Source organism: Geothermobacter hydrogeniphilus (genome assembly GCF_002898515.1).
Lineage (GTDB): Bacteria > Desulfobacterota > Desulfuromonadia > Desulfuromonadales > Geothermobacteraceae > Geothermobacter_A.
This window is the reverse complement of the sequence record NZ_PPFX01000012.1, coordinates 1-19,291: the sequence shown is the minus strand read 5'-3', so window position 1 is coordinate 19,291 and position 19,291 is coordinate 1. Positions and strand designations below refer to the sequence as shown.

Sequence of the window (19,291 nt, the reverse complement as noted above, 5' to 3'; positions counted from 1 at the left end):
ATGAAAAACGTCTATCTGCCGCATTGTCCTTCCCCCGCGTCAACGACGTACCTTCCGGTACGCCTTGTCCCGCGGGGTTGCGGACGCCTTGCAGCTGGACATTTTTTGCTCAGCCCGGGAAGCGACTTTTTCAACAACCAGCTAAGGAGGTTTTTCTCATGACCGTCAATCGTTACCTGCGCCTGATCGCCGGCTTCTTCGTCATGCTCAGTGTTGCCCTCAGCCAGCTGCACAGCCCCAACTGGCTCTACTTCACCGCGTTCGTCGGGCTCAACCTGTTCCAGAGCGCGTTCACCAACTGGTGCCCGATGATTACCCTGCTGCGCAAGTTGGGAGTGAAGGAAGGCTGATAGGGGGAGAGTGCCGTCAGAACAGGCCTCTTGCCGGGCGGGCGGGTGAAAGTCAAAGACCTGCCGCGGCAGGATAGAGATCCCGAAAGTTTTCGTTGGTGTCGGGGCTCCCGGTCATCGGCTTCCCCGTTGCGGCATGCACTTGTCGTTGAATCGGGTAGACTGGATGTCATGACCGGAATGGACCTGATGCACAGGAGTGCCGAAAAGCTGCTCGACAACTATTGTCGCCGTCGGGTGGCGCGCCTGGGCCTGGAGAAACCTCTGGTGCGATTGGTCTGGGAACGGCTGAATGACGGTTATCAATTGGTCGAACAGTCTTTTGATGGTCGCAGGCTACGGCAGGATGCCATCGCCCGGTTTATCTATCAGCCCGAACTGTGTCAATGGACCCTGCATCAACAGACGCAGGATCACTGGCAGTTCTGTACCAACGTCTCTCCCAATCTCAACCTGCAGAAACTGCTCGACTTTGTCGATGCTGATCCTTTTGGCCAGTTCTGGCGCTGAATTCTGAAGCGCGCCTGATCACTCGGGCTGGAAATGTCGTTGCGCCAGTTGTCGAGCCAGGTCACGGCTGAACATTTCCAGCAAAGAGCCGTAACGGGCGACCAGGGTCTCGGCCGAGTCATCGGTGAGCGGTTCTCTCTTGTCAAAGCTTCCCTGCGCAAGCAGTTTCCCCGAGCGATCTTCAAGCAGCCAGCTCAGCTGCAACCGGGCCTGTCCGGAGGCGGCGTCAAGCCGTTGCAGGTCAATGGCCAGGCGATAGTCGCTGTCGCGCTGTTTCCATTGCAGTCCGGACAGCAGTCGATCGAGGTTTTCGCCGATAACGCGGCGAACCTGTTCGTCAAGCGGTTCTCCCCAGCGATCAAAGGGGGCCATTTCCAGACGGTTGCCCCGGCGTCGTACCAACTGCGGACGGTCGAGGTACCCGGCCAGGGTGACCGGGGCCAGACTCAGGGAGGGGGTTGTTGCCGGGCGCTGTAATGCCTGCAGAGATTTGTCGGCGAGAGAGGGGATCAGGTAGTGACGGCTCGGGGTTGTCCCCTGGCCGATATTGACGCAGCCGGCCAGCCCGAGCAGCAGCAGGAACAGCAATGGTCTCATGGTTTCTCCTCCAGGCCTCTTCCGCGCAGCAGCATATCGGGGTGCTCTTCCAGGGCTTCACTCAGAATCCGCAGCGCCCGTGCCGTGCGCCGCAGTTCCACCAGGGTCCGCCGCAGCTCCTTTCCGAGCCCGGAATTTTTTTTCAGTATCGCCTGGGCCTCGCTGAGGGTGCTGGTGGCCCGATCGAGAGTCCCGTCCAGCTTGCCGAGGGTCTGCTGTGAGCGTTCCGCCATGCCGGCGACCTGTTTAGCCACACTGTCGGCCGAGTGACGGACCGCCGTCGACGCGCTTCTGAAGTCCTGCAGGGCCGGGCCGAAGCCGGCGTTGCCCCTGGCAACCAGTTCACGCAATTCATCCAGACCGTGGTTGAGCTTGAACAGGCTGTCGGCCAGGTCGGGGTTGTGGACCAGCTCCTGAAGGCCGTCGAGGGTGCTGGTCAGTTTGTCGGCAATTTCCTGAATCGGCAGGTTCTCGAAGGTTCGCGACAATTCTTCCAGTCCCGATGGAATGGTCGGGATTTCGGGATAGAGATTGCGGTAATGGGAGAGGACCACTTCGGTTTGCGGGTACATGTCAAGCTGGACAAAGAGCTGGCCGGTGATCAGGCTCTGCAGCTGCAGCTGGCCGCGCAGACCCTTGGCGATCAGCCGCGAAAGAGTGTCCTCGCCGCCGAAACGTGACAGCCCCTGCGGAGCGACCTCACCGTTGCTGTCAATGGCTTCAATACGGTTTGAGTCGACTTCGATCACCACCGGGATCTTGAAAGTGAAGTCGGCGGGTTGAACGTGGACGCTGATATCCGCCACCGAGCCGATGCGGACACCGCGGAAGTTGACCGGCGCGCCGACAGAGAGGCCCTTGACCGAGCGGTCGAAGTAGAGTACGTAGCGTTGACGCTGGGTGAAGAGTCCCCCCTTGCCGAAGAAGACCAGGCCGACAACCGCCAGGACAATGGCGCCGAGGACGAAGGCGCCGATCAGTTTCGGATCCGCACGTTTCATGATAGAGGTTCGATGTCCCTGCCGCGAGTGAGAAATTCCCCGACTTTGAGATTGCCCGCGTCAAGCATCTGCTGTGGGGTACCGGCCGCCAGCATGGTTCCGGCTTCACCGTCGAGGAAGAGGCCGTTGCCGGCAATGGTGTAGATACTGGCCAGGTCGTGGCTGACCACCACCACCGTTGCCCCGAGACTGTCCCGCAGTTCAAGAATCAATTGGTCAAGCCGGCGGGCGCTGACCGGATCGAGTCCCGAGGTCGGCTCGTCGCAGAAAAGAATTTCCGGATCGAGCGCCATCGCCCGGGCCAGTCCCGCCCGTTTCCGCATGCCGCCGCTCAGTTCCGACGGATAATAGTTCTGGAATCCCGCCAGCCCGACCAGGGCCAGTTTGAGGTCAATCACGTCGCGTATCTGGCCGGCGCTGAGATCCGTGTATTCCTTCAGTGGCACGGCGATATTTTCCGCCAGGGTCATCGAACTCCACAAGGCTCCTCCCTGGAAAAGGATACCCCAGTTGCGCATGATGTGTCGTTTCCGGGAAGGGCTCTGCTGCCAGAAGTCCAGCCCGTTGTAGCAGATGGTTCCGCTCCGGGGTTTCTTCAGGCCGATCATGTGGCGCAACAGAGTGCTTTTGCCGCAGCCGCTGCCGCCCATGATGACAAAGATCTCGCCGCGGCGCACGGTAAAAGTGAGATCCTGCTGGATCACCCGATCGCCATAGGCCATGGTCAGTCCGGATACCGAAATCTGTGGCGAGGTATCCATCTCAGACCCCCAGCACCTGGCAGAGGATGGTGATCACCGCATCGGCGACCACCACCAGCACGATGCCGGTCACCACGGCGGAAGTCGCCGCCTGGCCGACCGCCTGGGCGCTGCGACCGCATTGCAGGCCGCGCAGGCAGCCGGAGAGGGCGACGATGACGCCGAAGACCGTCGCTTTGACCACGCCGATGACAAAGTGCTGCAGACCGACATTTTCCTGAATACGCAGGAAGAAGGGGGTCAGGTTGATGTCGAGCATCGCCGCGCTGACCAGCCCGCCGCCGAGAATACCCATGAACATGCTGTAGATGCAGAGCAGCGGCAGCATGGTCATCAGCGCCAGCATCCGTGGTGCGACCAGGAAATCCATCGGCGGGATGCCCATGGTTATCAGCGCGTCGATTTCTTCGTTGACCTGCATGGTGCCGAGCTGGGCGGCGAAGGCGGCGCCGGTGCGTCCGGCCATGATCACCGCGGTCATCATCGGTGCCATCTCCCGCGCCATGCCGAGACCAACCAGGTCGGCAACGAAGATGTCGGCACCGAACATGCGCAGTTGGACCGCACCGACAAAAGCGAGAATCATCCCCACCAGCAGGCTGATCAGGGTGACGATCGGCAGCGCCTGGGCGCCGCAGTCTTCAAGCAGTTCGAGCAGATCCTTGAAGCGGAAGCGTGGTCGACCGCGCAGCAGGTTGCCGGAGCAGAGGACCGATTCGCCGATAAAGCGCAAGGCGTCCTGCCAGGTCTGATGAAGTTCCAGGGTCACATTGCCGATTCGGGTCAGGATCGGGTCGGAACGCCTGCGGCGGCGACGACCCGGTTGGGGGGGGACAGCTCCGGCCAGGTGCAGCAGCCGGCAGACGCCTTCAGGAAGGTCGCTGCAATCAACAAAGATGGAATGGTCTCGGGCCCATTGGAGCAGCTTGAGCAGAAAAGTCAGCAGCCCTGAGTCCCAGGCGCCGAGATTGCCGCCCCGCAGTTGCAGCGAACCGGTCATTTCCCGTTGCTGCAGCTGGTCGAACAGTTCCTCGATGGCCGGAATGCCGTCGATAAAACGCCAGTTGCCCGTCAACTGCAATTGCGGCGGATCCTGTTCGAGCAACTGATAGCTGGGTGGTTGGTTCATGGCCCGTGTTTCCTCTTGAGATGGGTTGTCATCCCCGCCTCTTCCAGAAAGGGGAGTGTTTTTTCTAATATAAACCGGTTAAAGTCCCCCTGCCCATTGTTTTCAGCCAAAAAGCCCCAACCGTCAGGTCGGGGCTTTTTGGCGTCAGGCGGGTATCGACGGCAGCGTTTCAGACGTCGCTCTAATCGGCGATTTCAAGTTCACGCTTCTTGGTATACAGAAAACGGATCAACTCATACTCGAACGGATTGCCGCTGCCGTAGTAGCGGAAATCGATGCGTTTGCGGGTGTCGATGGCATAGAGCAGGTAAAATGGCACATCCAGGTCGTTGTTTTCGAAGTTGAGCGGGTCGATGGCGTCAAAAACAAGGCCGTCAACAGCGATTCCGGTCGCGTCCCGCAGGTTGGAGGGGCCGAAGACCGGCAACACCAGGTAGGGACCGTGGCCGACGCCATAAATCACAAGGGACAGAAATTCCGCTCGTTCTCCCGTTGGTCCCAGTTTGTCGCCATGTTGACGGTCCAATTGTCAGCTCGCAGCAGCCTGTGCGACGTAGTCGATAATCTTGGTGTACAAGGCGGTAAGCTCTACCACCTTGGTGTCAAGGCTTTCAGCAGAGCGACACTGGCGCGCTGCAATGAAAAACAGCCGCACTTCTTTTTTCTGGTAAACCAGGGAACAGGTCAGCCCGTCCTGGTACCAGAAGACATCAGGAATCTTGCGGTCGGGAAAGGGATAAACCTTGAAGACTTTGGTCGGGATTTCCTTTGGGGCCTGGTACTGATAGGCTGGCGGAGTCTCCATGACCGTGGCTTCATAGGGGCTGACATAGGGGAAGAAATAAGGGGTGGTTTCGACAGCGAAAACGGGAGTTCCCCACAGGCAGAGGGCGATCAGAGCGGCGGCAAATTTCAGATGCAGGACTTTCATGGCAGCAGCCCCTCCTTTCGATAAATCCGTTCGGCGGCCGGATGCAGGGGGAGAATGACTCCCTGCGTCAGCATTTTCGGGGTGAGACCGGCGAAGGCCGGATGCTGGCGCTGGAAGCGGCCGAAGTCATCAAGCAGGGTCTGCAGAACGGCGGCCACGGTTTCATCCGGAGTCTCTTTCGAGGTGAAGAAGACCGCCTTGACCCCAAGGGTCGAGACCGGATCCCGGTTTTCCAGTGCCGGGTAGAAGCCGATCGGAATCCGGGTCTGGATGAGGTAGGGAATTTTTTGTACCGCGGCAGCGGTAATGGCCGGGTCGATGCCGATCAGGCGGATTTTTCGACTGCCGAACGTCGCTTCGCGAACCGACAGGTTGGGATGACCGACGGTGTAGAAATAAGCGTCAAGAAAACCCTTCTGCAGTTCCCGCGAGGCGTCGATGGGCGGCAACTTGACCAGCTTGAGATCGGTCTTCGGGTCGATGCCGTGCAACGCCAGAATTTTGCGGACATTTCCCAGGTCCGCCGATCCCGGCGCACCGATACTGACGGTTTTCCCTTTCAGGTCGGCAATGGTGCGGATTTCCGCGTCGGCGGCGGTAACAAGTGTGACCGCTTCGGGGTAGAGCGCCGCGACCGCACGCAGGTCGTCGTGCGGAGTCCCCTGCCAGGGACCGGTGCCATGCTCTTCCTTGTAGAGCATGTCGGCCTGGGCGATGCCGAAGGCCCAGTCGCCGGCCAGCACCTTGTTGATATTCTCCACGGAGCCCTTGCCGGCCTCGGCATCAAGCCGGAAGGGTGGGTTTTTCGCGTTTCTGCGAAAGACCTTGGCGATGGCGTGGCCGGCGGCGTAATAGACGCCGGTGATGCCGCCGGTGCCGATGGTAACAAACGGTTTGCCGCTCTGCTGGGCAAACCCCGTCCCCACCAGCATCAGGATGCCGAGCAGGAAAGCAAGAGCAAGGTGGCGCATGGTGGGACCTCCATAGGATGAAAGACAATGATCCAACGGGCAGTGCAATGCAACACCTGGAATATGGATTCAATATCGCATTAAAGCAGGTTCCAGGTTCAATTCAAGACAAAGAAAGTCATTTTTTCGGCAGGCGCCGGTCAGCCTGGTCGACAATTGTCCAGCCGCGCTGTTTCAGCTCATGTTCCGCTGCCGGATCCATGGTTCCGAATACCCAGAGTTCCAGGCGGGCCTGGTCCGCGTCGCCGCCGGACGCCGCCCGGAACTTCTGTTCCTTGGCATCGAGTTTTTCGGTCCAGAAGACATGGTCAACCGGGGCGATTACAATCCGCCGCCCCGCCCTGTCCTGCAGGTTGAGGATGCCGGCGGTATCGAGGATGGCGGTCACCGTATCGACATTGCGGTGATAACGGCCCATCAGCTGGGCCATGCTGCGGTAGTAGCGGGCGGTTGATTTTTCGGTGGCGAGGTCGGCGCGGGCGAGGAACAGGTCGCGACCCTTGACGCCGTCCATGGTGGCGAGTTCACCGACCAGCAGGGTCTTCTCCTGGGGATCGTAGCTGTAGTTGTCGAGAAAGGCCTCGGCCAGGTTCGCGGCGATCCCTATATCTTTTTCAACTTGTCGAGATTGATTTCCCGCAGCTTGTTGGGTGGGTTGTCACGAACCAGTTTCTGCATACCGCGGGCGGTGCCGGAGATGCGGGCGATGGTGGCGATGTCATGATCGATGGCGGCCAGTGCCGCCTTGGGGGTCAGCCCGCCGGCGACGGCGGCCCGGGCGATTTCGCCGAGCCGGTCGATGACCGGTTCGTAGTCGGAATAGGGATTGATGCCGAACTCGTAGGCGAACTGGCGCTTGGCGGCGTCGTAGCCGAGCGCCACCTTGAGGGCGTTGTCCTGGTTCGGGTCGTCACTGACGAAGGCCTGTCCGATATTGCTGAGGAACTGGCCGGTTCCCTCGATGATCTCCTTGCCGGTATCGATCGGCGAGGTGACCAGGTTGACGACTCCTTCACCGGTCGCCTTGACGCCCCCGACCAGGGCCTCCTTGAAGACCTCGCTGCGTTCCATTTCTTCCATCACCCGCAGGGCGTTCAATTCGTTGACTCGCTCTTTCAGTTCGGCGGTTCCCTCGGCGCTGAGGCGGCCGTAGTCGGTCTGCAGCAGGTAGAAGTTGATCAGTCCGTCGTTGCGGACCTTGGCGCCGACGGTGAAGTTCGGACCCTGTCGCAGTTCGGCAGGGAGTTCGTTCGCGGCCTTGAGCAGAACCGGGCGCTTGACGTACTCGGCGGCCCGGGCGGGGGAGAAGGCCGTGGTCAGCAGAAGCGTTACAAGGAGCAGACGCAGCATGGGACGATTCCTTTTTTCGGGCCTTGCGCCCGGCTATTTGACCTTCTTCTCCAGGTTGGCCATCAGCTGATCAAGCCACTCGGCAATAATTGGCTTGAGAGCGGCAACCGGGTCTTTCTCCCCGTCTTCCGCTTTAACCAGGCCCAGCGGCATGGCCCGGACCCGTGCGGAGACAACCTTGCCGCTGGCGGCATCCACGGCTTCAGACTCAAGGAACAGCATCGGCGCCTGGTCGCGTGAGCCCGCGGCTTCTTTGGCGGCGGTCGCCACCAGGGCGATCGGCAGATACTGCCAGGCCGACAGTTCTTCGGAAGAACTGGTGACCCCCGAGATCGCGGCACGTACCGTCAAGGTTCCCGATCCCTTGCCCTGCAGGCCCCCGGCCAGGCGCTGGTTCAGTTGTCCGGCGAGATAATCGGCGATTCGTTGCTGCTGGGTGGCGTCCAGTTTCGATTCGGCCAGCAGCTTTTGTGACAGCTGCACCTTCACCGGCGCGAAAGTAATCTGCCCGTAGTTTTTCGGGTCATAGCCCTCGGCGTAGTAGCTGGCCGAATTGCCGTCACTGTCGGCCTTCAATTGGCTGTAATCGGAGAGGAACCCGGAACGGGCTTCAGTGGCTTTGGGGGCCGACGCGCAACCATAGAGCAGGGCCAGAAGCAGCAGCGGGACAAAAATATTACGGAGAACCATGGGGAAACCCTTTCTTGGTGACGAACAGGGGGGATTTCAATTGTTCGCTCAGGTGAAAACGATTATCAATCACCATGAAAAGATATCAGCAAACAAGGGAAATTCAATTTTGCAAGTTAAAATTGACGGGCAATGATCGAAATCGGTTACAACTGAGGCGACAGGACGTGAATCGGCGGCAGGTTCTGCTCTTCCGGGTGTCGCTTTGAGATGGCTCCCGCTACTTCCCTGAAAACCTCGTCAGCACCCGTTCCCCGTCCAGCAGCTCAAGCCTTCCGTTCTTGAGCCGGTAGCCGGTGTGGGCCTGCAGGGCGCGGTTGAATCCCTGCTCGATGCTGGCCCGGTTCCTCGCAGAAGCGCCGGGTGGCGGCCGGCGGGCCGAAGGCCAGGCGCCCGGCCTGCTGCTCAAAGCTCCCCTGGAACCGGTTGCAGCCGTCGCTGCCCCGCACCATCCCGTCACTGAAGGCCATGGTCGGAGTCCCGGTTCCGGGCGGCAGCTGCAGCGGGTGGCCATTGAGTTCGGACAGGGCCCACGAGGTGCCGTTCAGGTCGATTGTGGTCGCCTGCGGACAGGCGGTGCCGCAGGCGGAGAGGACCAGGGCCGGGAACGCCAGAATGGGACCGGCGATCTTCTTCGGACCGGGTTTTGGAATCTCAATCGATCCCTCCCATGCACAGGTACTTGATTTCCAGGTAGTCATCGCAGCCGTACCTGCTTCCTTCTCGTCCGAGCCCCGATTCCTTGATGCCGCCGAAGGGGGCGATGGTGGTCGAGATCAGGCCGGTATTGAGGCCGACCATGCCATATTCCAGTGCCTCTCCGACCCGCCAGGCGCGGGCCAGATCGCGGGTATAGAAGTAGGAGGCAAGGCCGAACTCGGTGTCGTTGGCCATCTGTATCGCCTCTTCCTCGGTGTTGAATTTAAACAGCGGGGCGACGGGACCGAAGGTCTCCTCGCGGGCGACCTTCATTTCACTGGTGATATCGGACAGCACCGTCGGTTCGAAGAAACTGCCGCCGAGAGCGTGGCGCCTGCCGCCGGTGACGATACGGGCGCCTTTGCTGACGGCGTCCTCGATGTGTTCCTCGACCTTTTCCACGGCGCCCATGTCGATCAGCGGACCCTGCTGGACCTCTCCCTTGAGGCCGTCGCCGACCTTCATCTTTTTCACCGCGGCGGCCAGTTTCTCGGCGAAGGCATCGTAGACCCCGGCCTGGACCAGGAAACGGTTGGTGCAGACGCAGGTCTGCCCGGTGTTGCGGTACTTGGAAATAATCGCCCCATCGACGGCGGCATCGAGGTCGGCGTCATCGAAGACGATGAAGGGGGCGTTGCCGCCCAGTTCCATGGAGACCTTTTTCATCGTCGTGGCGCACTGCTGCATCAGCATCTTGCCGATTTCGGTCGAGCCGGTGAAGGTCAGCTTGCGTACCAGAGGGTTTGCGGTCAGTTCACCGCCGATCGCTCCGGCCGAGCCGGTCACCACGTTCAGCACTCCGGCGGGGATGCCGGCCCGTTCCCCCAGTTCGGCCAGCGCCAGCGCCGAGAAGGGGGTTGCGCTGGCCGGTTTGACCACCATGGTACAGCCGGCGGCCAGAGCCGCCCCGGCCTTGCGGGTGATCATCGCCGAGGGGAAATTCCAGGGGGTGATGGCGGCGCAGACGCCGATCGGTTGCTTGAGGACCAGCAGGCGCTTGTCCTGCTGGTGGGCGGGGATGATGTCGCCGTAGATGCGCCTGGCTTCTTCCGCGAACCATTCGAGAAACGAAGCGGCATAGATAATCTCTCCTTTGGCTTCAGCCAGCGGTTTGCCCTGCTCGGCGGTCATCAGCACGCCGAGATCATCCTGGTGTTCGATCATCAGTTCCGCCCAGCGGCGCAGGATGGCTGAGCGTTCCGCCGCGGTCTGTTCCCGCCAGCCCAGCCAGGCGGCGTCGGCCGCCTCGATGGCACGCCGGGTCTCATCCGCTCCCAGTTTTGGAACCTTGCCGAGGGTCTCACCGTCGGCCGGGTTGGTGACCGGCAGGGTGGCGCCATTGTCGGCATCGATCCATTGGCCGTTGAGGTAGCATTGCTGACGCAGCAGATCGGCATCTTTTAATTTGAGCATCATTCTCTCTCCTGTCATTTTCGGGGTATGGGGACAATGTTACCTGATTTCACCGGCATCTGCCGAGCGGTGAGTTCATTGGTTTCGGGCGAGTGTTCAGCTGATGGTAAAACAGGCCGTTACCAGCTGGCGTAATTCTTCCTGTAATATGGATTTTTCGGCCATGGCATAACGACGGTGCAGTTCCGGTGCGAGGTCGATGAAGAGATCGAGCAGATGTGGATCGAAATGTGACCCACGGCCATCGCCGAGTATCCGCAGGGCGGTTTCCAGGGGAAACGGTTCCTTGTAGGGACGGCGGGCGCTCAGGGCGTCGAAAACGTCGGCAATGGCGAAAATACGCGCTGAAACCGGGATCTCTTCTCCGGATAGTCCCTGCAGATAGCCGCTGCCGTCCCATTTTTCATGGTGATTGCCGATCACCCGGGCGGCATCGTCGAGCCAGCGCGAACGGCCGACGATGTCCAGTCCGTAGCGGACATGGCGCTTCATTTCGGCAAATTCTTCATCGGTCAGGGGGCCGGGTTTGAGCAGGATCGCGTCATGGATACCGATCTTGCCGATATCGTGCAGGAAGGCGCCCTTGATCAGTTCCTGCATCTGTGTCTGTCCCAGAGCCAGTTGTTCCGCCAGGCGCATCGCGTAGAGGGTGACCCGGTAGTTATGGATGTCGGTGTCGCTGTCCCGTTTGGCGATGGCGCTGCCGAGAACCTGGATCGTCTCCAGGTTGGCGGTCATCAGGTCGCCGGACAGGTGATGAATCTGCTGCAGCAGTGACCGTACCAGCGGATGGATCAGGGCCGCGGTCAGCAGCACGATGGCAACCGAGAGCAGGCTGTTGCGCAGAATGCGGCGATGCAGAATTTCCATGGCGGCTTCGGAAACCGCGAACAGGGATGCGGCATAGAGCTGCGGCTGACCATCAGGGTCGTTGAGGGGGCGGAGGATGAACAGGTAGGGGTGGCCGGCGATTTCTCGGAAGGTGAGTCCCCGCTGTACGGCCTCGGCGATGCTGGGCATCCGGGCGGGAAGGCCGACCAGGCGCGGGGTGTCGGGATAGCGCAATGATGCGACCCGGTTGCCGCGCAGATCGTAGAGGGCGATCGCTTCGTTGCGGCCTTCCCGCAATGGAATCTGTCGTCCGCTGAAAGTCCGCAGCGCCTTCTGCAATTGTTCGGGGTCGGGGTGAGATGGATTTCGCGTCTGACGGTTCAGGAGAATCTGAAAGCGACCGAATGCCTGGCGGGCGAGACTGTCGATGGTTTCCATGTAGTCATCGTGAGTCGTGCGGTAGCTCAACGCGCCGACCAGCAGAGAAACACCGACGGCGACCAGGGCGATGCGCAGCCTCAGCGAGATGAAAAGGCGGTTCCGGTTGAAGAGCAAGGAGCTGGCCAAGGACGACCTCCCCGGGGTTTGAAGCCTTCAGGTTGACGGCGAATCCGGGATCAATCATCCGGATATTCGCAGTTGCCCGGACAGCCGGGCGGGCTATCCGGTTCGACGACGGCACTGGTTCTCCACGAAGTCGATCACCTTCTGTTCCAGATGAATATTGTCGAAGCGGTTGATGCGCGGGATACCGCCGGGGCTGACACAGTTGATCTCGACCAGTTTCCCGCCGATGATGTCAATGCCGACGAGGTAGAGGCCGTCCCGGATCAATTTCGGGCGGATGACGTCACAGATATGCCTTTCCGCTTCGGTCGGCTGATGGGCAAATTCATGTCCGCCGGCGCGGATGTTGGCACGGAAATCGGTGCCGTGGGGCATACGCCGCATGGCGCCGAGGATTTCCCCGTTCAGCAGCATGATGCGCACATCCCCTTCCGTGCGTACCGCGTCCAGGTACTCCTGCACCATCACCGGTTCACGACGGTTGTAGGGTTCGTAGATACGCACATAGAAGTTGAGCAGTGAGTTGAGATTCTCCGGGTCCCGGGCATTGACCTTGATCACCCCCTGGCCGCCGAAACTGTTGAGTGGCTTCATCACCATGGTGCCGCCGAAATCGTCGATCACCTTGCGCAACCGCGCCGGATCACGGGAGACGTGGGTTTCCGGGATGATGTCGGGGAAATTGAGGGTATAGAGCTTGCTGTTGCCGAATATCTGTCCAGCCAGACTGTTGAGAATCAGGACCCGGCTTTCCACGGAGGAGAGCAGTTCCATCACTTCATGGAGCAACGGCGGGTTCTTGCGCAGGAAGAGGGCGTCGAGTTCGGCGACCTCTTCGAAGATCAGTTGTTCGCTGTCGACACAATCGATTGCCGCCTGCCAGTATTCGCGCAGAGCGAGCCCCTCTTCGGCAACGATCTCTTTCATCCGGCCGACCACGGTATTGTCACGGATGTAGAGATCGTGCGGCTGCAGGAAAAAAACCTGATGACCACGCCGATAGCACTCGTACATCAGCAGCAGGCTGGTTTCGGTGTCGGGGTCGATATGTCCAAGGGCTCCCCTGAGAAAGGCGATGCGCATGATTTTTCCCCAGTCGAACGAAATCGGGTGAATGCCCGGTTACTATTCTATGGATTTTATAGGCCGCGAAGCACAAAAGGCGACAATGGATGACGGCTTGTCGGGAACTATATCATGAAAAGAGGAATCAGCAGCCCTGGCCTGCCGGGATCTCAGCGAAGCAAAATGTCATAATGAAATGCCATAGTTGACTTGCCGGGCAGTATCGAGCAGTGTTAAGACACATGTCTTCATCGGAGAGGCTTCGGGCAGGAACTGAGTGCGGAGGCGGAAGGGGCAGACCGGTCTATGAAAAATCTGGTTGTTCGTTGGTTCAAGGTTGATGAGGACGAATTCGCCCAGTTCTTCTGGATGACCTCGCTGCTGCTTTTTATCCGTGCCGCCAGTATCCTGCTGAACAATTATGCCGAGACGGCTTTTCTGAAGCGTTTCGGGGTGGAGTACCTGCCAATCATGACAGCCGTCAACGCGGTGGTCACCTTCATCCTGATGAGCCTGCTCGGCAGTGCCCTGGTGCGGGGGCGCGGCGATCGCCTGATCGGGCGCTGCCTGATCGCTTTCAGCCTGATGGTCGGGTTGACGCGGTTTGTGGTCCCCCTGGAACTGAGCCTGGTTTATCCGTTCCTTTATATTCTGAAGTCCCAGCTGGATGTCCTCCTGGTCTTCCTGTTCTGGAATTTGGCCAACGACCTGTTCAGTACCCGACAGTCAAAAAGGCTTTTTCCGCTGATAACCGCGGGCGGCATTGTCGGGGGGATCGCCGGCAGTTCCGTCACCCCGCTCATCGCGCAGCTGGTGTCTCTGGACAACCTGCTGCTGGTTTTTCCGTTGCTCAGCCTGGCGGCGGTTTTGAGCGCCTGGCGCCTGGGGATTGCCGCGCCGGGGAATTTGTCAGGCAAGGATCAGCAGCAGACCGGTGACAGGACGTCGCTGTTGCAGGAGTTCAAAATGGTCGGGCCGCTGATCAAGTCCTCGACCCTGGCCCAGGTGCTGCTGGTCCTGACCCTGCTGCCGAATGTGGTCATTCCGATTTTGAACTACCAGTTCAATTTTGTTGTCAACCAGACGTTCCCCAGTGAAGCGGGGATGCTCAGCTTCTACAGTTATTTCCGCGGCGCGCAAAATCTGATTTCGCTGTTGCTGATCCTTTTCGTCGGCCGGATCTATGGTCGATTCGGTCTGCCGGTGGCGCTGATGTTCCACCCCTTCAACTATCTGATTTCCTTTTTCGCCTACTTGTTTCAGTTCAATATCTTTTCAGCGGTCTATGCCGGGACTTCGGTGGGAGTCCTGCGCAGGACGATCAACGGCCCGGCCACCACGGTCCTTTATGGCCTGCTGAAACCGGAGAGCCGGGCGATACTGCGGCCCTTTTTACGAGGAACGGTGGTGCGTTGCGGCATCCTGATCGGCGCCGGAATCGTCTGGGGAGGAACCCAGATCGTCCATCCACGCTACCTTTCCGTGATCGCCATCGGTCTGGTTGCCGTCTGGTTGGCCGCCACGGTCCTGCTGAAAAGGCGGTATTCCCTGATCCTGCTCGATCTCATTCGGGGAAAACTGCCCGATTTCTACCGGATGAGCAGAAGAGACCTTCAGAACCTGTTCCGTGGCGTTGATGTCGGACCGGTTTTGCTGGAGCGGTTTCGCAAGAGCGAGGGCGACGAGGCGCTCTGGTATGCGGAAGCACTGCATACCAACAAGGTCGCCGGTCTGGATGACGCCATCCTTGAGCGGTTGCCCGAGTTGGACACGGCCACCTGCGTGCGGCTGCTTCCCTTTCTTGAACAGCCGGATCGGGATCGGATGCTGGCTGTCTTCGCCGGGCCGGCCGATCCCGGCCGATCGGAATTGCTGATAGCGCTTTCGCAGACGGTCAGGCGGATTCTGGCCGAGATGCCGGCTGTCGCGGAGCGCCGCCTGTTTGCCAGGGCGACGGACCCGGAGGTCAAGGCCTGTCTGGTCGGGTGGATGAAGAAAGAGGATCCCGACGGGTTGAAGCGACTGCTGGACAATTGGTTGGATTCGGAAAATCTTGCCGAACGACGGGCCGCGGTTGTGGCCATCAGGGATCAGCATCTTGAAGACTATGCCGATACCATTTATCGCCTGCTTGATTCTGAGGAGGATCCGTCGTTGCTGTCTCTCGGGCTTCACGCCCTGGCGGATTTCAATTTTCCCGACCGGGACGACAGGGTGCGTCCCTTCCTCAGGCACGCGGTTGCTCAAGTGCGGTCAGCCGCGCTTGAATCTCTTCCCCTGTCCTCGGAGAAGGATGTCAGGAGCCTGATCCCGCTGCTGGGAGATCTCGAGGCTCCGGTTCGGAAGGCGGCGATAAGGCGCCTGAGCGGGCTTGCCAGGCTGTTGCAGCCCGTACTGGTTGATGCGATGGGCTCATGCAGTCGCCGGGTTCTGGATGGCCTCTTTCAGGTTCTGCAGGCTCTGGAAATCGATGAGCTCGACCTGGTCAGGTTTTGTCGACGGCAGGTCACGGAGGCGTACCGGATGGTTGACCGGGTCCGCTGGCTGGAGGGTGCGCCGGCGTGTACCGCGCAGGAACTGTTGGTGCTCCACCTGGAAGAATTGCGTCGGCAGCGCGTGGAAAATGTCATTCGTGGTCTGGCTGCGCGGGATGAGAGCGGGCAGATAGACACGATTCTGCATGGTCTCGCCGGGCAGGGCCGGGAGCGTGAGGACAGCCTTGAGGCCCTGGAGTCGCTGGTTGATCAGCGTCTCTGGAAAATCCTTCTGCCGCTGCTCGAAAACTGGTCGACAACCGACAGGCTGAAGGCGGGCAATCGTTTTCTGCGCCATCTTGATCCGTCGAAAAGCCGAAAACAGGCAGTCGAAAGGTTGTTGCGGGATGAAAATGCCGCGAGCGTGATTCTGACCCTTGAAATGCTCCATTCTCTGGGGCAGGTCGCGACCTTTCGGTCCCGGATTGAAGAGGTGGTGAATTCCGATAACGAGTTTGTCGCGGCCATGGCCGTAGGGGTGTTGAGTTCCCCGAAGGAGGAGGTTGTGAACGAAGAAAATACCAGGATGGATTTGCCTGAACGCATGATGTACCTGCGCAAGGTCGACCTGTTTCAGGATCTTCCGGTTAACGAGCTGACGGCGGTTGCCATGGTGGCCGGCGAAGCGGAGTTTGTTCCGGATACCCTGATTCTCGGCGGCGATCTCGGCTGTCGCGGCAGTCATCAACCCTGCGATTGTCTGCATATCCTGGTCCGTGGAGAAGTGGCGATTGAGCAGCAGCGGAGCGATGGCGAATCGGTTGTTTTTGCCCAGTGGGGGGCCGGTCAGACCTTTGGGCTTGCCGCCCTGTTCGGTGTGCCCGAGATGTCCCTCCGGGTCAGAGCGATCACTGAAGTGCTGGTCCTGCAGATCTTCCGGCAGGATTTTACGGCGCTGTGCAAGGAGTTCCCCGAAATCCCCCTGCGGCTGTGCCAGGTTCTCGCCGTTCGCCTGGGGGGGGTTGTCGACGAGCTGAGCCGGGTGGCGCAGGATTGTAAGCAGGGGAACGGGGGAGAACCGCAAAACTGTACGGGGCATCCGTGTGGCGAGGGTGTCACCAGGGAGAAAAACGAGTGAAACACACCGAAATTGTTTATCATTATACCGCACCGGAGCAACTGTCCGTGGAGCAGTTGGATGCCGTATGCCGCCTGGTTGAAGCCGGCGGCGGGGTGGACAGCCGCTGGCTTCGCCATAATCTGGAAAGAGCCTACCTGATCGCCCGGGCTGAAGTCGCCGGAGAACTGGTCGGCGTTTCCAGCCTGAAGCGGCCGCGAGCGGAATATGTGCAGCGCATCCGGGAAAAACTGGGGCTTGATATCGAGGGGTTCCTGGAGCGCGGCTATACTTCGATCCGTCCCGAATACCGGGGCCTCGGTATCGGCACGACCCTGCTGGGAGGGTTGACGTCCCGGGCCGAGGGGTATCATATCTATTCACTGATCCGCGAAGATGATCGTGCCACCCAGACGATTGCGCTGCGCAACCGGACAGTGAAAATCGTGGTTTTTTTCAGTGAACTGACAGGCAAGGAACTTGGCCTGTGGATGCCGGCCAAAACAGCTGCGGATCTCGGTTTGAAATCGATTTCAGGAGAGGATGAATCATGAAAATCACCGATCTGCGCCGAGAGCGGATTGCCGACCGGGTTCGGGTTTCCGCCCGGGTGGAGTGGGAGGACTGTGGCCAGCCCGGGAGGGACGTTTTTCTGGAAACGACGGAGCATTGCGGGCCTTCCCTGAACGCCAACCCGGATGCCTTCCTGGTCGGCTGCCTGGTGCCGGCCATGCATCTCGGTGAACGGCGAGTCGCGATTGACGCGCCGGTCTGTCCCGAATTGCTGGAAACCCTCGAACCCGCCATGGCCCTGCTGCATAGCTGGTACGGCTCACGCTACCGGCCGCTGGTGATCGAGACGGCCGGGGTACGGATGCCTTCCTCCGGCCGTCCCGAGCGGACGGCGATTTTTCTTTCGGGCGGCATCGATTCTCTGAGCGCGCTGCGCCGGAATCTGCAGCGTTATCCGGCCGGGCATCCTTCGCGGGCCCGGGACGCCTTCCTGGTTCATGGATTCGATATCGGTGGCGTGGTTGAGCGGGGACTCAAATACCCGGTTTTCGACCGTGCCGTGCAGGCGATGACAGCTGTGGCCGAGGAGGCGGAGGTGGAGCTGATCCCGATCTACACCAATCTGCGTCATCTCTGTGACGAGCGCGAACTCTGGCTGAAAAAGTTCCATGGCGCGGTTCTGGCCGCGGTAGCCCATGGATTTACGTCCCGCATTCACCGGGTTGAACTCGCTTCGACCTGGGATCTGCAGAGTCTGGCCCCAAGTGGTTCCCATCCGCTGCTGGACCCGCTTTACGGCAGCAGCGAGCTGCGGATTTACCATCGGGATGTGGAGTTGCGGCGGATTGATAAACTGAGGATCGTTTCTGACTGGGAGGTTGCTTTTCAGCATTTCCGGGTCTGTCTGCAGAATGTTCCCGATCGGTTGAACTGCGGTTGGTGCGAGAAATGCGTCCGTACCATGACCGGACTGGTTGCTATCGGCAAGCTGGCTGAAACCCGAGCCTTTGTCGAAGATGATGTCAGTCGCGAACTGCTGGAACGGACACAGATGGCGATCAACCACCGCGATCCCTTTTATGCCGAGCTGATTGAGCCCCTGCGGCAGCAACGGCGCGATGATCTGGCGGATATCATTGTCAAAAAACTTGCGGCCGGGGCTGCACAGGCTCCGTGATAAGCCCGGCGTACTTGAAAATCCGGCGCGTAGCGATTCAGAGATGGGCGGCCTGCGGGCAGAAAGGCTGCAGGCAGCTTTCCCGGTAGGCGGTAAAGATCTCGTCAATGGTTCGGGTCAGCCCTTCCTGCAGGGCCGGGAAAATTTCCGGGTGAAGCGCCCCGCTGTGTTCGTCACAGTAGACCTTCTTGATTTCGAGGCAGAGTGTCAGGGCCTGTGGCCAGGATCGGCTGACCCAGTTGATGAAGCGGCCGCGGCCTTCGAAGACGTCGTTTTCCGCCACGTTGGTGGTAAGGCCGGGCAGACTGATGCCGGCCAGCCTGGCGAGGAAATAATCCAGCAGCCGGCGGTGAGCGGTGACGTCGACACTGCAGGTGCCGAGGTTGAAGAGCGGGGTTTCGCGGGGGATCTTCGAACCGTTGTAGGAATGCAGATCGAGGACCAGGCAGGAACCGTACCGGGCGATCAGCTGTTCGATCAGGGTTCCGGCCAGCTGGTAGAAGCGGCGGTGGCGGGCGATGGCCCGGCAGCGGTTCGGGTGGTGTCCGTTGCGCCAGACCTTGCGGCCGAAAATTTCATTGGCGGTGGCATACGGCTCCGCCCGGTTCAGGTCGTAGAAATAGCGTGATTCGAGACCGGAGAGGACCAGCGGCAGGTTTTCCAGCAGGCGTGCGGTGTGCGGGTCTTCCTCGAAACGACGTTCGGTGGCGGAAAGCAGGCACTCTTCCTCCAGGTCGGCGGGAAAGGCCGCGCCGTCATGCAGGGCGACACAGACCAGGGGCAGATAGGTGTTGATCCTGACGGCGCAGATACCGTCCACGGTTGAGGCGGAAAACGGGGTCCGGTGACGCAGATGACGCAGGGCTTCCGCCAGGCGGATCGGCGGAGCAGCAACGGTGACGCCCGGCGAAACCGGTACCAGTTCCGGACAACATCTGTATTTCAGGTCATGGGGCATGCCAAATAACTCTATCCAGCTCTCTTAATGAATTATTCCAGCATATCAGAGCCTTGCGGCGGATGCTCGGTTTTTAACCGCCGGACAGGAATTCTTCGTCTTTCAAGGCGTTTTTAGTACGCAGGCTTGAAACTCAACTTTCGCAGACAGAAAAATCTGCTAACATATTGAAATAATAAAGCAAAAG

General features: G+C 59.9%; 19 protein-coding genes and 1 pseudogene. 6 read left to right on the top strand and 14 right to left on the bottom strand.

Annotation, left to right across the window (positions count from 1 at the left end; translation table 11 throughout):
* Positions 1 to 158 precede the first annotated feature (158 nt).
* Positions 159 to 350: a YgaP family membrane protein gene (locus tag C2E25_RS06985; RefSeq protein WP_103115046.1), complete on the top strand. Its 192-nt coding sequence runs from the start codon at positions 159 to 161 to the stop codon at positions 348 to 350.
* A 189-nt stretch (positions 351 to 539) separates the two neighbouring features.
* On the top strand, positions 540 to 860 hold the full coding sequence (locus C2E25_RS06980) for a DUF3024 domain-containing protein (RefSeq protein ID WP_158247172.1): 321 nt from the start codon (positions 540 to 542) through the stop codon (positions 858 to 860).
* Between the two features lie 18 nt (positions 861 to 878).
* Here C2E25_RS06980 and C2E25_RS06975 read toward each other — a convergent pair whose 3' ends face one another.
* From C2E25_RS06975 to C2E25_RS06955, 5 genes are all read right to left on the bottom strand, one after another.
* Positions 879 to 1,457: a PqiC family protein gene (locus C2E25_RS06975; RefSeq protein ID WP_103115044.1), complete on the bottom strand. Its 579-nt coding sequence runs from the start codon at positions 1,455 to 1,457 to the stop codon at positions 879 to 881.
* Entirely contained in the window at positions 1,454 to 2,458 is a 1,005-nt protein-coding gene (locus tag C2E25_RS06970; RefSeq protein ID WP_103115043.1) for an MlaD family protein, read from the bottom strand. The genes C2E25_RS06975 and C2E25_RS06970 overlap by 4 nt, the downstream gene beginning before the upstream one ends.
* Positions 2,455 to 3,219 (bottom strand): ABC transporter ATP-binding protein, encoded by a 765-nt coding sequence (locus C2E25_RS06965; protein WP_103115042.1) that lies wholly within the window; start codon positions 3,217 to 3,219, stop codon positions 2,455 to 2,457. The genes C2E25_RS06970 and C2E25_RS06965 overlap by 4 nt, the downstream gene beginning before the upstream one ends.
* Position 3,220: 1 nt before the next feature.
* Complete coding sequence (locus C2E25_RS06960; RefSeq protein ID WP_103115041.1) at positions 3,221 to 4,348, bottom strand: MlaE family ABC transporter permease; 1,128 nt, start codon at positions 4,346 to 4,348, stop codon at positions 3,221 to 3,223.
* A gap of 181 nt (positions 4,349 to 4,529) precedes the next feature.
* Positions 4,530 to 4,778: an MlaA family lipoprotein gene (locus tag C2E25_RS06955; protein WP_233189363.1), complete on the bottom strand. Its 249-nt coding sequence runs from the start codon at positions 4,776 to 4,778 to the stop codon at positions 4,530 to 4,532.
* Positions 4,779 to 4,808: 30 nt separating this feature from the next.
* Between C2E25_RS06955 and C2E25_RS17820 the strand changes: the two are divergent.
* Positions 4,809 to 5,003: pseudogene (locus C2E25_RS17820) on the top strand (DUF4372 domain-containing protein); the annotation flags it as partial.
* Between the two features lie 272 nt (positions 5,004 to 5,275).
* Here C2E25_RS17820 and C2E25_RS06945 read toward each other — a convergent pair.
* The 8 genes from C2E25_RS06945 to C2E25_RS06910 form a co-directional block, all read right to left on the bottom strand.
* Positions 5,276 to 6,250, bottom strand: a complete 975-nt coding sequence (locus tag C2E25_RS06945) for a TAXI family TRAP transporter solute-binding subunit (protein ID WP_103115038.1) — start codon at positions 6,248 to 6,250, stop codon at positions 5,276 to 5,278.
* 118 nt (positions 6,251 to 6,368) lie between these two features.
* A complete protein-coding gene (locus C2E25_RS06940; RefSeq protein WP_103115037.1) occupies positions 6,369 to 6,764 on the bottom strand; it encodes a hypothetical protein in 396 nt (131 codons plus the stop codon).
* 89 nt (positions 6,765 to 6,853) lie between these two features.
* A complete protein-coding gene (locus C2E25_RS06935) occupies positions 6,854 to 7,600 on the bottom strand; it encodes a hypothetical protein (protein WP_103115036.1) in 747 nt (248 codons plus the stop codon).
* 33 nt (positions 7,601 to 7,633) lie between these two features.
* The gene (locus C2E25_RS06930) at positions 7,634 to 8,290 is read right to left on the bottom strand and encodes a DUF3313 domain-containing protein (RefSeq protein ID WP_103115035.1); all 657 of its coding nucleotides are present in this window, start codon (positions 8,288 to 8,290) and stop codon (positions 7,634 to 7,636) included.
* A 266-nt stretch (positions 8,291 to 8,556) separates the two neighbouring features.
* On the bottom strand, positions 8,557 to 8,991 hold the full coding sequence (locus C2E25_RS06925) for an META domain-containing protein (RefSeq protein WP_103115034.1): 435 nt from the start codon (positions 8,989 to 8,991) through the stop codon (positions 8,557 to 8,559).
* Positions 8,945 to 10,405, bottom strand: coding sequence for an NADP-dependent succinate-semialdehyde dehydrogenase (gene gabD / locus C2E25_RS06920; RefSeq protein ID WP_420094620.1), 1,461 nt, complete (start codon positions 10,403 to 10,405; stop codon positions 8,945 to 8,947). The genes C2E25_RS06925 and gabD overlap by 47 nt, the downstream gene beginning before the upstream one ends.
* A gap of 93 nt (positions 10,406 to 10,498) precedes the next feature.
* On the bottom strand, positions 10,499 to 11,800 hold the full coding sequence (locus C2E25_RS06915; RefSeq protein ID WP_103115033.1) for an HD-GYP domain-containing protein: 1,302 nt from the start codon (positions 11,798 to 11,800) through the stop codon (positions 10,499 to 10,501).
* Between the two features lie 93 nt (positions 11,801 to 11,893).
* On the bottom strand, positions 11,894 to 12,883 hold the full coding sequence (locus tag C2E25_RS06910; protein ID WP_103115032.1) for a glutathione synthase: 990 nt from the start codon (positions 12,881 to 12,883) through the stop codon (positions 11,894 to 11,896).
* Between the two features lie 288 nt (positions 12,884 to 13,171).
* Between C2E25_RS06910 and C2E25_RS06905 the strand changes: the two genes are divergently transcribed.
* From C2E25_RS06905 to C2E25_RS06895, 3 genes are read left to right on the top strand one after another with little or no spacing between them, the layout of a single operon-like run.
* Positions 13,172 to 16,477, top strand: a complete 3,306-nt coding sequence (locus C2E25_RS06905; protein WP_103115031.1) for an Npt1/Npt2 family nucleotide transporter — start codon at positions 13,172 to 13,174, stop codon at positions 16,475 to 16,477.
* Complete coding sequence (locus C2E25_RS06900) at positions 16,474 to 17,010, top strand: GNAT family N-acetyltransferase (protein WP_103115030.1); 537 nt, start codon at positions 16,474 to 16,476, stop codon at positions 17,008 to 17,010. The genes C2E25_RS06905 and C2E25_RS06900 overlap by 4 nt, the downstream gene beginning before the upstream one ends.
* Positions 17,007 to 18,146, top strand: coding sequence for a hypothetical protein (locus C2E25_RS06895; RefSeq protein WP_103115029.1), 1,140 nt, complete (start codon positions 17,007 to 17,009; stop codon positions 18,144 to 18,146). The genes C2E25_RS06900 and C2E25_RS06895 overlap by 4 nt, the downstream gene beginning before the upstream one ends.
* A 37-nt stretch (positions 18,147 to 18,183) precedes the next feature.
* Here the strand turns inward: C2E25_RS06895 and C2E25_RS06890 are convergent, their stop codons facing one another.
* A complete protein-coding gene (locus tag C2E25_RS06890; protein WP_103115028.1) occupies positions 18,184 to 19,104 on the bottom strand; it encodes an N-formylglutamate amidohydrolase in 921 nt (306 codons plus the stop codon).
* Between the last annotated feature and the right edge of the window lie 187 nt (positions 19,105 to 19,291).

Excerpts from the sequence above, each read along its gene's own strand:
- C2E25_RS06925 (WP_103115034.1), bottom strand. The coding sequence starts at position 8,991 with ATGACTACCTGGAAATCAAGTACCTGTGCATGGGAGGGATCGATTGAG.
- gabD (WP_420094620.1), bottom strand. The coding sequence starts at position 10,405 with ATGATGCTCAAATTAAAAGATGCCGATCTGCTGCGTCAGCAATGCTAC.
- C2E25_RS06940 (WP_103115037.1), bottom strand. The coding sequence starts at position 6,764 with ATGGACGGCGTCAAGGGTCGCGACCTGTTCCTCGCCCGCGCCGACCTC.
- C2E25_RS06975 (WP_103115044.1), bottom strand. The coding sequence starts at position 1,457 with ATGAGACCATTGCTGTTCCTGCTGCTGCTCGGGCTGGCCGGCTGCGTC.
- C2E25_RS06980 (WP_158247172.1), top strand. The coding sequence starts at position 540 with ATGCACAGGAGTGCCGAAAAGCTGCTCGACAACTATTGTCGCCGTCGG.
- C2E25_RS06930 (WP_103115035.1), bottom strand. The coding sequence starts at position 8,290 with ATGGTTCTCCGTAATATTTTTGTCCCGCTGCTGCTTCTGGCCCTGCTC.
- C2E25_RS06965 (WP_103115042.1), bottom strand. The coding sequence starts at position 3,219 with ATGGATACCTCGCCACAGATTTCGGTATCCGGACTGACCATGGCCTAT.
- C2E25_RS06910 (WP_103115032.1), bottom strand. The coding sequence starts at position 12,883 with ATGCGCATCGCCTTTCTCAGGGGAGCCCTTGGACATATCGACCCCGAC.
- C2E25_RS06960 (WP_103115041.1), bottom strand. The coding sequence starts at position 4,348 with ATGAACCAACCACCCAGCTATCAGTTGCTCGAACAGGATCCGCCGCAA.
- C2E25_RS06890 (WP_103115028.1), bottom strand. The coding sequence starts at position 19,104 with ATGCCCCATGACCTGAAATACAGATGTTGTCCGGAACTGGTACCGGTT.
- C2E25_RS06945 (WP_103115038.1), bottom strand. The coding sequence starts at position 6,250 with ATGCGCCACCTTGCTCTTGCTTTCCTGCTCGGCATCCTGATGCTGGTG.
- C2E25_RS06935 (WP_103115036.1), bottom strand. The coding sequence starts at position 7,600 with ATGCTGCGTCTGCTCCTTGTAACGCTTCTGCTGACCACGGCCTTCTCC.
- C2E25_RS06970 (WP_103115043.1), bottom strand. The coding sequence starts at position 2,458 with ATGAAACGTGCGGATCCGAAACTGATCGGCGCCTTCGTCCTCGGCGCC.
- C2E25_RS06985 (WP_103115046.1), top strand. The coding sequence starts at position 159 with ATGACCGTCAATCGTTACCTGCGCCTGATCGCCGGCTTCTTCGTCATG.
- C2E25_RS06905 (WP_103115031.1), top strand. The coding sequence starts at position 13,172 with ATGAAAAATCTGGTTGTTCGTTGGTTCAAGGTTGATGAGGACGAATTC.
- C2E25_RS06895 (WP_103115029.1), top strand. The coding sequence starts at position 17,007 with ATGAAAATCACCGATCTGCGCCGAGAGCGGATTGCCGACCGGGTTCGG.